Source organism: Arthrobacter sp. MMS24-S77, assembly GCF_054888235.1.
Genome location: NZ_JBTZRN010000001.1, coordinates 4,703,099 through 4,716,782 on the forward strand (window position 1 = coordinate 4,703,099; position 13,684 = coordinate 4,716,782).

General features: G+C 62.8%; 12 protein-coding genes and 2 tRNA genes. 12 read left to right on the forward strand and 2 right to left on the reverse strand.

Annotated features, from left to right (window positions below):
• Positions 1 to 20: 20 nt before the first annotated feature.
• The 10 genes from gnd to ACX5I4_RS21790 all read left to right on the forward strand — a co-directional run bounded on the left by gnd (position 21) and on the right by ACX5I4_RS21790 (position 10,101).
• A complete protein-coding gene (gnd, locus tag ACX5I4_RS21745) occupies positions 21 to 905 on the forward strand; it encodes a phosphogluconate dehydrogenase (NAD(+)-dependent, decarboxylating) (RefSeq protein WP_461838513.1) in 885 nt (294 codons plus the stop codon).
• 23 nt (positions 906 to 928) lie between these two features.
• Complete coding sequence (gene recF, locus ACX5I4_RS21750) at positions 929 to 2,122, forward strand: DNA replication/repair protein RecF (protein WP_461838514.1); 1,194 nt, start codon at positions 929 to 931, stop codon at positions 2,120 to 2,122.
• Positions 2,109 to 2,663 (forward strand): DciA family protein, encoded by a 555-nt coding sequence (locus ACX5I4_RS21755; protein WP_461838515.1) that lies wholly within the window; start codon positions 2,109 to 2,111, stop codon positions 2,661 to 2,663. The genes recF and ACX5I4_RS21755 overlap by 14 nt, the downstream gene beginning before the upstream one ends.
• Positions 2,664 to 3,059: 396 nt before the next feature.
• A complete protein-coding gene (gene gyrB / locus ACX5I4_RS21760; protein WP_461838516.1) occupies positions 3,060 to 5,135 on the forward strand; it encodes a DNA topoisomerase (ATP-hydrolyzing) subunit B in 2,076 nt (691 codons plus the stop codon).
• Positions 5,136 to 5,198: 63 nt separating this feature from the next.
• The gene (gene gyrA / locus ACX5I4_RS21765; RefSeq protein ID WP_461838517.1) at positions 5,199 to 7,940 is read left to right on the forward strand and encodes a DNA gyrase subunit A; all 2,742 of its coding nucleotides are present in this window, start codon (positions 5,199 to 5,201) and stop codon (positions 7,938 to 7,940) included.
• A complete protein-coding gene (locus ACX5I4_RS21770; protein WP_461838518.1) occupies positions 7,937 to 8,617 on the forward strand; it encodes a DUF3566 domain-containing protein in 681 nt (226 codons plus the stop codon). The genes gyrA and ACX5I4_RS21770 overlap by 4 nt, the downstream gene beginning before the upstream one ends.
• A 113-nt stretch (positions 8,618 to 8,730) precedes the next feature.
• Positions 8,731 to 8,804, forward strand: a tRNA-Ile gene (locus ACX5I4_RS21775).
• A gap of 57 nt (positions 8,805 to 8,861) precedes the next feature.
• Complete coding sequence (locus ACX5I4_RS21780; protein WP_311770615.1) at positions 8,862 to 8,978, forward strand: DLW-39 family protein; 117 nt, start codon at positions 8,862 to 8,864, stop codon at positions 8,976 to 8,978.
• Positions 8,979 to 9,050: 72 nt separating this feature from the next.
• A tRNA-Ala gene (locus ACX5I4_RS21785) sits at positions 9,051 to 9,126 on the forward strand.
• Positions 9,127 to 9,192: 66 nt separating this feature from the next.
• Complete coding sequence (locus tag ACX5I4_RS21790; RefSeq protein WP_461838519.1) at positions 9,193 to 10,101, forward strand: DMT family transporter; 909 nt, start codon at positions 9,193 to 9,195, stop codon at positions 10,099 to 10,101.
• Positions 10,102 to 10,141: 40 nt separating this feature from the next.
• Here ACX5I4_RS21790 and ACX5I4_RS21795 read toward each other — a convergent pair whose 3' ends face one another.
• The gene (locus tag ACX5I4_RS21795) at positions 10,142 to 11,026 is read right to left on the reverse strand and encodes a glycosyltransferase family 2 protein (protein ID WP_461838520.1); all 885 of its coding nucleotides are present in this window, start codon (positions 11,024 to 11,026) and stop codon (positions 10,142 to 10,144) included.
• A 113-nt stretch (positions 11,027 to 11,139) separates the two neighbouring features.
• Complete coding sequence (locus ACX5I4_RS21800; RefSeq protein WP_461838521.1) at positions 11,140 to 12,087, reverse strand: hypothetical protein; 948 nt, start codon at positions 12,085 to 12,087, stop codon at positions 11,140 to 11,142.
• Positions 12,088 to 12,240: 153 nt separating this feature from the next.
• On the opposite strand from ACX5I4_RS21800, the gene ACX5I4_RS21805 reads away from it, so the two are divergent.
• Positions 12,241 to 12,783 (forward strand): peptidylprolyl isomerase, encoded by a 543-nt coding sequence (locus ACX5I4_RS21805; RefSeq protein WP_461838522.1) that lies wholly within the window; start codon positions 12,241 to 12,243, stop codon positions 12,781 to 12,783.
• A gap of 21 nt (positions 12,784 to 12,804) precedes the next feature.
• On the forward strand, positions 12,805 to 13,674 hold the full coding sequence (locus ACX5I4_RS21810) for a rhomboid family intramembrane serine protease (RefSeq protein ID WP_461838523.1): 870 nt from the start codon (positions 12,805 to 12,807) through the stop codon (positions 13,672 to 13,674).
• The last annotated feature ends 10 nt before the right edge of the window (positions 13,675 to 13,684 follow it).

Sequence of the window (13,684 nt, forward strand, 5' to 3'; positions counted from 1 at the left end):
CGCAGAAAAGAGTTCACACCGTGCACATCGGACTGATCGGCCTTGGAAAAATGGGTTTCAACATGCGCGAACGCATGCGGAACGGCGGGATCGAAGTCACTGGCTTTGACCGCAACCCCGACGTCGCCGACGTCGCTTCCATCGATGAACTCATCGCGGCGCTTCCGGCCCCGCGACTGGTCTGGGTCATGGTTCCTTCCGGAGACATCACCGATGCCGTGATCAGTGAACTTGGCGAGAAGCTCTCTCCCGGGGACATGGTGATCGACGGCGGCAACTCGCGCTTTACCGAAGACCAGAAGCACGCAGCTCTCCTGGCATCCAAGGACATCCGCTTCGCCGATTGCGGTGTTTCGGGCGGCGTCTGGGGCCTGCAAAACGGCTACGGACTCATGGCGGGCGGCTCCGATGAAGACATAGAGCTCGCCATGCCGGTGTTCGACGCGCTCCGCCCCGAAGGCGATCGTGCCGACAGCTTCGTCCACGTGGGCGGGGTGGGTGCCGGCCATTACGCCAAGATGGTGCACAACGGCATTGAATACGGTCTGATGCAGGCGTACGCCGAAGGCTACGAACTGCTGGCGGCCAAGGACATCATCAAAGACCTTCCCGGCACTTTCCGCGCCTGGCAAAAGGGCACGGTTGTTCGTTCGTGGCTGTTGGACCTCATGGTCAAGGCATTGGATGAAGACCCGGGCCTGGCCTCCATCGGCGACTACGTCGAAGATTCCGGCGAGGGACGCTGGACGGTGGAAGAAGCCATCGCCAACGCGATCCCCGCGCCGGCCATTACGGCTGCGCTGTTCGCCCGGTTCTCCTCCCGCGAGGACAACTCACCGGCCATGAAGATGGTTTCGGCGCTGCGCAATCAATTTGGCGGACACGCCACCCGTCCGGCCAACTAGGCCCAGGCCAACCAGCAGTACGCGTGTACCTCGAACATCTTTCCCTCACCGATTTCCGCAGCTACGCGCAGGTTGACCTCAAGCTCGGCCCCGGCGTCACTGTCCTGGTGGGGTCCAATGGCATCGGCAAGACGAACCTCATGGAAGCCATTGGATACCTGGCCACGCTGAGCTCGCACCGGGTCAGTACGGATGCGCCCCTCTTGCGTTTCGGCGCCGAGAGGGCTTTGATCCGGGCGAAGCTTGTCCGCGGCGAACAATCGACAGTCGTCGAACTCGAAATCAACGCGGGCCGCGCCAACCGTGGCAGGATCAACCGCGGCAATCCGGTGCGTGCCCGTGACATCCTGGGCATTTGCCACATGGTGCTTTTCGCTCCCGAGGATCTCGCCTTGGTCAAGGGTGATCCGTCCAACCGCCGACGCTTCCTCGACGAACTTCTGGTCAGCCTCATGCCGGTACACGCGGCGACCCGCAGCGACTACGACCGCGTGCTCAAACAACGCAACGCCCTCCTGAAATCGGCGCGTACCGGGAAGTTCAGCTCGGGCCATGAAGCAACCCTCGATGTCTGGGACCAGCACATGGCCCGGGCGGGGGCGGAACTCCTGCACGCGCGGCTGGAACTCGTGGAGCGGCTCCAGCCACACCTCAAGAACGCCTACGCGCAACTGACGGATGGCACCAAGGAAGCCGGCGCGGTTTACCGATCTACCATCCAAGGCGTGTTGGACGACGACGGCGGTCCCGCCGAACGCCTTGACGAAGGTTCGGACGGGGTTGAGGATCTCCGCTTGCTTTCCGTGGAACAGCTCACCGAGCGTTATGTCCAGGCCTTCGCCGCCTCGCGCCGAAAGGAGCTGGAACGGGGGATTTCCCTGGTTGGACCGCACCGCGACGAACTCGAATTGGTTCTAGGGCAAGCTCCGGTCAAGGGCTATGCCTCCCATGGCGAAACATGGTCGATGTGCCTTTCCCTGCGCCTCGCCTCGTACTACGTCATGCTCGATGACACGCGGACCGGCGGTTCTGCCCCGATCCTCATTCTTGACGATGTGTTCGCCGAACTGGACGTCCAGCGCAGGCGTAAGCTGGCAGCAATAGTGGCCGGCGCCGAACAGGTGCTGGTGACAGCCGCCGTCGACGCCGACATCCCCGAGGAACTGGCGGGGCGGCGCGTGAAGGTTGTGCCCGGAGGCATTGATGGAGAAGGATAGCCCCGGCGGACGCCAGCCGGGCAGGGACCCTGACGAGATTGATGCTGCCCAATCGGCCCTGAACCGGATGCGCGAAGCGGCCGCTGCACGCGGCGAAATCCGGCGTGCAGCGCCACGGACCGGTGCCGCTCCGAAACGGAAAGGCGTCCGTGATACCCGTGGATTCAGCCAATTCCACGGCAGTGGCCGGGACCCGCTTGGTTTGGGGAAAGTCGTGGGGAGGCTAGTCGCCGAACGGGGTTGGACTTCTCCGGTGGCTGTCGGTTCCGTGATGGCGGAATGGGACGCCCTCGTCGGTCCGGAAATTTCCGCGCACTGCACCCCTGAGAGCTTTACCGACACCACGCTCCACGTCCGTTGTGATTCCACGGCGTGGGCGACGCAACTCCGGCTCCTAAGTACCAGCCTCTTGGAGATGTTCCGGAGGGAGCTGGGCGATGGTGTGGTGACGTCGATCCAAGTGCTCGCGCCAACCGCACCTACCTGGCGAAAGGGTGGCCGGAGCGTCAACGGACGAGGCCCCCGGGATACCTACGGGTAACTTCCCAGGCACCCGCGTCAGCCGGTTTCCTTGAACGGCGCACAGGGGCGAGAAACCTCCCCGGACCGTATAGCTCCCTAGAGGGTGCTCTTTTGACGGCTTGCAGATGGGGCCAGCGGCCTCCTACAGGTACATTCGTGAGCATTCGGGCCGGGTTTTGCAAGGAACTGCGCTCAGTCACGATAGAATCGGCATAGACAACTGGGCGCCGGCGAACGTTGATTGGCTCCGCTAAACAGCAATGTAAAAGCGGATCCGCCAGTCACGAAGTAGCCGGCGTTAGCAGTGACGTCCCTGTTGGCGGCTGCCGTATCCCTGTGGTGTGTCCTGACGGACGTGCTTCCTTGGTGCGGTGACGGCCGGCGACCATCGAGTACAGAGGAGTCGAAAGCGCCTGTGGCTAACGACAATGCAGAGACCTTGGCAGTAGAGCCCGCGAAGGGAAACGCCCACACGCCTGATACGCCCGGGGAGGCCAAAGGATACGGTGCGAGCGACATCACCGTTCTTGAGGGTCTCGAAGCGGTACGTAAACGCCCCGGCATGTACATTGGATCCACGGGTCCGCGCGGGCTCCACCATTTGGTGTACGAAGTGGTGGACAACTCGGTGGACGAGGCGCTAGCCGGGTACTGCAGCCACATTGAAGTGACCCTCCAGGCCGACGGTGGCGTCAAGGTCGTGGACGACGGCCGCGGCATCCCGGTGGACATGCACCCCACGGAGAAGAAGCCGACCGTCGAAGTTGTCATGACTATCCTGCACGCGGGCGGCAAGTTCGGCGGCGGTGGCTATGCCGTGTCCGGTGGCCTCCACGGCGTCGGTATTTCCGTCGTCAACGCGCTTTCGCGCAGGGTAGACACTGAGGTGCGCCGCCAGGGCCACGTTTGGCGGATGAGTTTCGCCGACGGCGGCAAACCGCAGGGTGGACTCGTCCAGGGCGAAGCAACGGACCAGACCGGAACGTCCCAGACGTTCTACCCTGACGGCACTATCTTCGAGAGCACCGATTTCGATTTCGAAACCCTCCGCGCGCGCTTCCAGCAGATGGCCTTCCTCAACAAGGGTCTTCGGATCACCCTCACGGACGAGCGTCCCGTTGCAGGAGCCGGCGACGATGACCTGGATCTTGACGCAGTGGCGACTGATGGCGAAGTGGCGGCTGAACACCGCACCGTCGTTTATCAATACGACGACGGCTTGCTCGACTACGTGAAGCACCTGAACTCGAACAAGAAGGTGGACGTCGTCCACGAGGACGTCATCGCCTTCGAAACCGAAGACACGGAGCGGCACATCGCCGTAGAGGTCGCGATGCAGTGGACCACGGCCTATTCAGAGAGCGTCCACACTTACGCCAACACCATCAACACGCACGAGGGCGGCACCCACGAAGAAGGTTTCCGCGCCGCGATGACGTCGCTCATCAACCGCTACGCGCGCGAGAAGACCATCATCAAGGAAAAGGATGACAACCTCACTGGCGACGACATCCGCGAAGGCCTCACGGCCGTCATCTCGGTGAAGTTGTCCGAACCCCAGTTCGAGGGCCAGACCAAGACCAAACTGGGTAACTCCGAGGTCAAGGGCTTCGTCCAGCGGGTAGTCACCGACCAGCTTGGCGACTGGTTGGAACGAAACCCCGGCCCGGCCCGCGACGTCATCCGCAAGGCTGTCCAGGCTGCCCAGGCCCGTATGGCAGCCCGGAAGGCACGCGACAACGCACGCCGCAAGAGCCCCTTGGAATCCTTCGGTATGCCGGGCAAGCTGTCCGACTGCTCTTCAAAGGACCCCTCGCGCTGCGAGGTCTACCTCGTGGAGGGTGACTCCGCCGGCGGTTCGGCCAAGCGCGGACGGAACCCCGAGACACAGGCCATCCTGCCGCTGCGCGGCAAGATCCTGAACGTGGAGCGCGCACGGCTGGACAAGGCCCTTGGCAACAATGAGGTCCAGTCCATGATCACGGCCTTTGGCACCGGGATCGGCGAGGACTTCGACATCTCCAAGCTGCGATACCACAAGATCGTCCTGATGGCCGATGCCGACGTGGACGGCCAGCACATCACCACGCTGCTGATGACCCTGCTGTTCCGCTACATGCGTCCGCTGATTGAGAACGGCTACGTCTACCTGGCCCAACCGCCGCTGTACCGCATCAAGTGGTCGAACGCCCCCCACGACTACGTCTATAGCGACCGTGAGCGCGACGCCAAGCTGGTCTCCGGCCAGGCCGCCGGCCGCCGGATCCCGAAGGACAACGGCATCCAGCGCTACAAGGGCCTCGGCGAGATGGACTACACCGAACTTTGGGACACCACCATGGACCCGGACCACCGCACGCTCCTGCAAGTCACCATGGACGATGCCCTGGCGGCGGACCAGACCTTCTCCGTGCTGATGGGTGAGGACGTGGAATCGCGCCGGAACTTCATTCAGCAGAACGCCAAGGATGTCAGGTTCCTGGATATCTAGAGACTTCAAAAGCCCTAGGAATATTCCAGTACTGACATATACCTGAAACGGAAATCATAAACTATGAGTGAAGAAACACCCGAGGTTCCCGCCGAGTCGGCCGGCATTCCGGAACCCGTACTTGAGGGCGATGTGCTGACAGACCGCGTGGACCAGGTGGACCTGCAGACAGAAATGCAGCGTTCCTACCTGGACTATGCCATGGCCGTGATCGTTGGCCGTGCGCTTCCGGACGTCCGGGACGGCCTGAAGCCTGTCCACCGCCGAGTGCTCTACGCGATGTTCGACGGCGGTTACCGCCCGGACCGCTCCTTCAACAAATGCGCCCGAGTGGTGGGCGAGGTCATGGGTCAGTACCACCCGCACGGTGACACCGCGATCTACGATGCCTTGGTCCGCCTCATCCAGGACTGGACGATGCGCTATCCGCTCGCGCTTGGGCAGGGCAACTTCGGTTCCCCGGGCAACGACGGCGCCGCGGCTCCGCGATACACCGAAACCAAGATGGCCCAGCTGGCCATGGAGATGGTCCGCGACATCGACGAGGAAACCGTCGACTTCCAGGACAACTACGACGGCAAGAACCAGGAACCCACCATCCTGCCGGCGCGTTTCCCGAACCTGCTGGTCAACGGTTCCTCCGGCATCGCCGTCGGCATGGCCACCAACATCCCGCCGCACAACCTCCGCGAAGTCGCCGATGGTGTGCAGTGGTATCTGGCCAACCCGACGGCCAGCCGTGAAGAGCTGCTTGAAGCGTTGCTCGTGCGCATCAAGGGCCCAGACTTCCCGACCGGTGCAACCATCCTCGGCCACAAGGGCATCGAGGACGCGTACCGGACGGGCCGCGGCTCCATCACCATGCGCGCCGTGGTCAACGTGGAGGAACTCCAGGGCCGCACATGCCTGGTGGTCACCGAACTGCCCTACCAGGCAAACCCGGACAACCTGGCCATCAAGATCGCCGAACTGGTCAAGGACGGCAAGATCCAAGGCATCGCGGACCTCCGCGACGAGACGTCCGGCCGAACCGGCCAGCGACTCGTGATCGTGCTCAAGCGCGATGCCGTGGCCAAGGTAGTGCTCAACAACCTCTACAAGCACACCCAGCTGCAGGACAATTTTGGTGCCAACATGCTGGCGATCGTCGACGGCGTACCCCGCACCCTGAGCCTGGACGCCTTCATCCGGCATTGGGTGGCCCACCAGATGAGCGTCATCGTCCGGCGGACCCGCTACCGCCTGCGCAAAGCCGAGGAAGAGGCGCACATTCTGCGCGCACTACTCAAGGCGCTGGACATGCTGGATGAGGTCATTGCACTCATCCGGGCCTCCAACACCACCGAGGCTGCCCGCGACGGCCTGATGGGTCTCCTGGAGATCGACGAGCTCCAGGCCCGCGCCATCCTCGACATGCAGCTCCGCCGCCTTGCAGCGCTGGAACGGCAAAAGATCCAGGACAGGCACGCCGAGCTTGAAGCCATGATCACGGAATTCAACTCGATCCTGGCCTCCGAGCAGCGCCAGCGCGACATCATCAGCCAGGAACTTGCCGAGATCGTGGCCAAGCACGGTGATGACCGCCGGACCCATATCCTCATGGGGTTCGACGGTGACATGTCCATGGAAGACCTCATCCCCGAGGAAGAAGTGGTGGTCACCATCACCCGCGGCGGATACGTCAAGCGGACCCGCAGCGACAACTACCGTTCGCAGCAGCGAGGCGGCAAGGGCGTCAAGGGTGCCCAGCTTCGCGGCGACGACGTCGTGGAGCACTTCTTCGTCACAACCACGCACCACTGGTTGCTGTTCTTCACCAACCTGGGCCGCGTGTACCGGGCCAAGGCGTACGAGCTTGCCGAGGCCGGCCGTGACGCCAAGGGCCAGCACGTGGCAAACCTGTTGGCGTTCCAGCCGGACGAGCACATCGCCCAGGTCCTGGACTTGCGCGATTACGAGCAGGCTCCGTACCTGGTGCTTGCCACCAAGAACGGCCTCGTCAAGAAGACGCGCCTCGAGGACTATGACACCAACCGCACCGCCGGTGTTATCGCCATCAACCTCCGGGATGAGGACGAGCTCGTCTCGGCGCAGCTCGTGTCCGAAACGGACGATCTCCTGCTGGTGTCCCGCAAGGGCCAGTCGATCCGCTTCACGGCCACCGACGAGGCACTGCGACCCATGGGTCGCGCCACCTCGGGTGTGACCGGCATGAAGTTCCGCGAAGACGACGAACTCCTGGCGGCCGACGTCGTCCAGGACGGTTCGTTCGTGTTCGTGGTGACCGAAGGCGGCTACGCCAAGCGCACCGCCGTCGAGGAGTACCGGCTCCAGGGCCGCGGCGGCCTGGGCATCAAGGTGGCCAAGCTTCAGGAAGAGCGCGGCGATCTTGTCGGTGCGTTGATCGTCAACGAGGAAGACGAAGTCCTGGTGGTCATGGAGGGCGGCAAGATTGTCCGCTCCGCCGTAGCCGGTGTGCCTGCCAAGGGCCGTGACACCATGGGCGTCATCTTCGCGAAGCCTGACAAGAACGACCGCATCATCGAGGTGGCCCGCAACAGCGAACGCGGCCTTGATGGCGAGGAATCCGACGACGAGCACGGCGATGGCGCTGACAACGGCTCAGCCGTCAATAGTGTCGAAAATCCTCTCGGAGGACCGTCCGAGGCGGCCGATGACGTAACGTTGGCTGCAAACGGCGGCGCCGATGAGGCGACCGCAACGGCCGAATCGGGATCGGCCGCGGGATCCGCAAATGGGTCCGGCGTCGAGCTGAACGAAGACAACACCGGAGGTAACGAGTGAGCAATTCGGACTCATATCCCAAGCCGAGTACGGGTGTCCCTGGAGGATTCCGGCAGCCGTCGGCTACTCCGCGGGTAGACGCACCGGCCCGTCCCCAGCAGCGCCCTGCGGCATCTGCTTCAAGCCCGGCAGGAACTGGTGCGGAAAGGGTCCCGGGCCAGCGCCCGGCCGTTCCCGGCCAGCGTCCCGTGCAGGGTCAGCAGCGTCCCGCCGTACCCGGCCAGCGTCCTGCACCTGGCCAGCGTCCCGCTCAGGCCCAGCAGCGTCCAGCCGCCGGGACTCCGGGGTTGGTGAAGCCGGCACCGAAGGCAAAGGTCCGCCGCGCCCGCCTGCTGGTCAGCAAGGTTGATCCGTGGTCGGTGCTGAAGATGGCATTCCTGCTGTCCGTTGCCCTGGGCATCGTGACGGTGATCGCCGCAATCGTTCTCTGGACCGTTCTGGACCTCACTGGCATTTTCAACCAGGTGGACAGCCTCCTGGGCACGCTGGCAGGTTCGGAAAGCGGTGGCTTTGAACTGAAGAAGGTCGCATCGCTCGGGCAGGTTGCCTCCTTCGCCACCATCATTGCCGTGGTGAATGTCGTCCTGTTGACCGCCCTCTCCATGCTGAGCGCCGTGCTGTATAACATTTCGGCAACACTCGTAGGTGGCATTGGAGTGACCCTCACGGACGACTAGCCCAAATGGTCGGAAAGAGGGGGAAACTGCCGGAAAACAGTGGTGAAAATACCTCGATTTGAGATCGGGCCGGGATGTGCTGTAAAGTCATGTCTCGGCCCGAAGAGGTATCGGGGCGTATAGCTCAGGCGGTTAGAGCGCTTCGCTGATAACGAAGAGGTCCCAGGTTCAAGTCCTGGTACGCCCACGGAACCTGCACAGGTTTTGCTAAAGGTTCAGGAAACTGAATCGGAACGGGGTGCTTGTGAAGAAGTTGCTCATAGTTGCAGCTGCGATCGCAGGCGTCCTGCTCTACAAGAAAGTGCAGGAATCCGAAGCCCGGAAAACGGTCTGGAGCAAGGCAACCGACACGGTTGACTAGCCAGGACGCCCGGTCCGGACATGGTGAAAACCATGGAAGGATCTAAGGTAGTATGGATGGGTTGCTTCTTATGGGGGCATGGCGCAATTGGTAGCGCACCTGCTTTGCAAGCAGGGGGTTCGGGGTTCGAGTCCCCGTGCCTCCACCATAAGAAAGAGTCCCGGTCAGAAATGACCGGGACTCTTTGCGTTAACCCCTTCACTAAGGTTGAACTGTGAACTTCATTGTTGCTGCTTTGGGCGTGCTCGGTGTCGCATCATCCGGACCCCTTATCGCAGGAACGCTGGGTGCCACGTCGGTCACGGCACTGGCTATAGCCTTCTGGCGCAACGCGATCGCCGCCGTCGTCATGGCGTCTCCGGTCCTGATCCGCGAACCGCGACAGTTCCGGAAGATCACGCGTTACGAGTTCACCTGGTCCGCTGTGGCGGCAGTCGCGCTGGCCTTCCACTTCGCCTGCTTCATCACCGCCCTTCAGTTGACGTCCGTTGCTGCCGCTACCGCCTTGGTGTGCCTGCAGTCGGCGTGGATCGCTGTTTTCCAGCTCCTTCGCGGCACTCGGCACCGCTGGCCGGTCTTGGTGGGCCTGGGCATCGCGCTGGGCGGCGTCGCAGCCATCACGGGCTTCGATATGGGATCTTCGCCGAAAGCCTTCCTTGGTGACGTCCTGGCCCTCGCCGGAGGTGCACTGGCCGGCCTTTACACCTTGGCCGGAGGCAAGGCGCGCCAGAGCATGGGGACCGGGACCTACACAACGCTTTGCTATGGGATCTGCGCGGCCATTGTTGCGGTACTGGCACTCTTGGGCGGCCAGCCCCTTGTAGGGTTCGACGCCGGCGGCTGGCTGGGGATTGTGGTCATCACCGTGTGCGCGCAACTGGTGGGCCACACCGCCTTCAACCACCTTCTGGCCACGATGAGCCCACTGCTGGTCTCGATGATCATCCTGCTGGAGATTCCCGGCGCAGCCCTCCTGGCCGGGATCTTCCTGCACGAGACCCTGCCGGCCGGGACCTATGCGGGGCTGGCCTTGATCCTGGCCGGACTCGCCGTCGTCGTGGCCGGTCAGCGCCGCGGCAAGGCCGGACCCGAAGGCAAGATTGCAGAGCTCGGTACCGACTGAGCCAGGTACCGACTGACGGGGCAGGTTACCGAGCGCGAGGCTACTGGCCGCCGCGGCGTGCGCCCTGGCTCGTGTTGGCTGTGTGAATGGCCCGGAGTAACTTGGCAGGGAAATAGACCGAGAAGAACACCACCATGGGGGCCTTCAGCGCCATCTTCTTGACGTTGTGGGCCTTGTAGGTGCGGTCGAAGCGGGTCACGTAATAGCGGTAGTCGCGCGGTGAATCCTCGAGCCTGCGGGCAGACATGCCGGAGACCATCTGCGGCCAGTACTGCACCCTGAGGTCGTGGTCGGCAAGGTGCAGGGAAAGATCAATGTCCTCATGCATCTCGTCCTTCTCGTCCAGGCAGGTCTCGTCACGGATGGTTTCCCACGCGGAGCGGCGTAGCGCCATGTTGGAGCCAAAAAGGAAGTGGTACTGGTGCTTCGCAAGCCGAAGCATGAGCTGGCGCATTTTGTCGTCGGCCTTGAGCCCGAATCGACGCATGGGCATGTCGTAGTAGACCACGGGACCCGTGGCGGCCTGCGCAGACGGATCCGCGAAGGCCTTCTGGACTTGCTCAACCCAGTCCGGTTCCAGGACCGAGTCGGCATCGATCCGGCCCAGGATCTCAGATGTGGCGCTATTGAGGCCGAAGTTGCGGGTGGGGATGAGTCCTTGTGACCTGTCCTGGCTCAGCAGGATGATGGGACTCTCCGGGTATTCCTGTTGCATCTGCTGGACGATCTGGGCAGTGCGGTCCTTGGACATGTTGTCCACGACGATGATCTCGTCCGCAGGCACCGACTGGTAAACGGCCGCGATGAGGCATTGCCGGATGACGCTTTCTTCGTTGTACGCCGGGATGACGATTGAAACGCTCGGCTTCACGGGCGCGACGACTGCGTTACTGGCTGCATCTGCGGAAGTTCTATCGGCTAGCATCCCCATAAATCTAGCATCAGGCCGGTGTCCGTCGAGGAAGCCTACGGTGACATGTGGCCAAACAATTGAAGGGACCCCGGCGAACCGGAATCCCTTCAACGTGTGGCTTTCGCCTAGGCGTCGTGCTTGCCCGCTTCGTCCGCGGCTGCCTCGTGCTTGCCTGCGTCGTCCTTGTGCAGGCTGGCGGCGATGTTCTTCACCGCGGTCTTGGCGTCGGTTGCCACCTTCGCAGCGGCATCCTTGGCGTCCTCGACGGCGTCCTTTGCCTTTTCGCTTGCAGTTTCGGCCTTGTCAGCTACCTCGGCAGCGGCTTCGTTGACCTTCTCAGCTACCTTCTCTGCTGCCGCGGCGGCCGGAACCGGTGAAGGGGTCACGGGGGCCGGGGTCTTCCACGGGTCCTCCACGGGGCGGCTGGCCTTCCATGCGGCAACGCCGGCTGCCGCCGCTGCTGCCAGAACCGTGAAGATCAAGAGTCCGCGCTTCTTGGGCTTCTTGGTCTTGGCGAGTTCGTTCGAGACTGCCTTTGAGGCTTCCTCGGCTGCAGCCTTCAGCTGGGACTTGGTGGCCTGGGCTTGCTCCTGGAGATTGTGCACGACACCGGAGTCGACAAGCTTCTGGGCGACGGCATCCACCTGCGCGGGTGCATTCTCGAGGACATGGTGGACAACTTCGGAGGCTTGACCGAGCTGCTCGGAGAGCTTGGGCAGATACTCCTCGACAACTTTGTCCCGGGCGTGGCCGAGTGCCGGGGTGGCCTTGTTGAGTGCTTCCTGGATCTTCGGCGAGGCGTCCTCGACGGCGTCGTGGATCCGTGGCGCGAGGTTCGCCAAGCCTTCCTGGAGCTTCGGCGTGACGGTCGCAACGCCGTCGGCGAGGTTGTGCGCTGCCGATTTCAGGCCTTCTTGAAGCTTGGGCGAAGCGGTGTCGATGCCGTGCTGGATACGGGGAACCGCCCAGTTCACGGCTGCCTCGACGCGCGGCGTCGCCCAGTCCTTGGCATTCTCGACACCATTCACAACGGTGTGTTCAAGTTCGCGGGCAATCCGGTCCGATTTCTTCACAACTACCTCCCGATCAACATGCTCGTTTGTTGTTAGCCTACGTCGCTTGACCGGCACCGGCTATTGATCCAGTGGATTCATGGAAGATTTCACCGAACGCGGAACCGCCTTCCTGGCCACCTCGTCGTTGACCCTGCATGAAAGAATGGCGCTATGACCATCGCAACCGCAAAAGCAACTTTCCACACGAGCCTCGGCGATATCGTGGTTGACCTCTTCGGCAACCACGCGCCCAAGACAGTCGCCAACTTCGTGGGCCTGGCCACCGGCGAAAAGTCCTGGACGCACCCCGAGACCGGCGAAGACAAGACCGGTACTCCCCTGTACGACGGCACCATTTTCCACCGCATCATCAAAGACTTCATGATCCAGGGCGGCGATCCCCTCGGCCGCGGCATCGGCGGACCGGGCTATAAGTTCGACGACGAGATCCACCCGGAACTGAACTTCAACGCCCCGTACAAGCTGGCCATGGCCAACGCCGGCGTCCAGATGGGCAAGGGCACCAACGGCTCCCAGTTCTTCATCACCACTGTCAACACCGACTGGCTCTACGGCAAGCACTCCATCTTCGGCGAGGTTGCTGACGAAGAATCCAAGAAGGTTGTCGACGCCATCGAGGCCGTCCGCACCGGCATGGGCGACCGCCCTGTTGAGGACGTCGTCATCAACAGCATTGACGTCGTACAGCTCTGATCCCCGGAGCCTGAGCAACATATGAGTTACGGAATCCCGGCGGCAGAGCCGTCCGCAGACATTCCGGTGTGCCCCAGGCACCCGGACAGGCCTTCCTATGTGCGGTGCCAGCGTTGCGGGCGTCCTGCATGCCCCGAATGCCAGCGGGCGGCCGCCGTCGGGTTCCAATGCATTGACTGCGTCAACGAAATAAAGCGTTCGACGCCGGCCGTGCGCTCCGCCTATGGCGGTGCCGTTTCGACAGGCCGGCCCTTGGCGACGTACGTGCTTATTGGGCTGTGCGCCCTGGTGTACGTCCTGCAATGGCTGATTCCCGGCAACGTGGTGGAGGATCAACTCGCGTTCGCGTCTGTCTACGCCACCCCGCAGTTTGGTGCCTTCGAACCCTGGCGGATGCTGACCTCTGCCTTTGTCCATTCACAGGGCTTTGTCCTGCACATCGTGCTCAACATGTACATGCTCTGGATCTTTGGCCAGGTGCTTGAGCCCGTTCTGGGGCGCATTCGCTTCCTGGCCGTTTACCTGCTGTCCGCAGTCGGCGGCTCTGTGGGTTTCCTGCTCCTCACGCCCGCGTTGCCTCCAACCGGAGTGGAAGGTGCTTCCGGTGCGATCTTCGGCCTGTTTGGCGCACTCCTGGTAGTCCAGAGCCGGCGCGGCGGAGACACAAGGCAGCTGTGGATCCTCATTGCCATCAACGGCGCCATTGGATTCCTGGTCCCCGGCATCGCCTGGCAGGCCCACTTGGGTGGCCTCGTTACGGGTGCCCTGTCCGCGGCCGTCATCGCCTTTGCACCGCGTGGACCGCGCCAGGCATTGTTGCAGACTGCCGGGATGGCAGTGGTGGCCGGGATTCTGGTCCTGGCTACCATCCTTCGGGCGACGGCAGGTTAGCCGCTCCTAG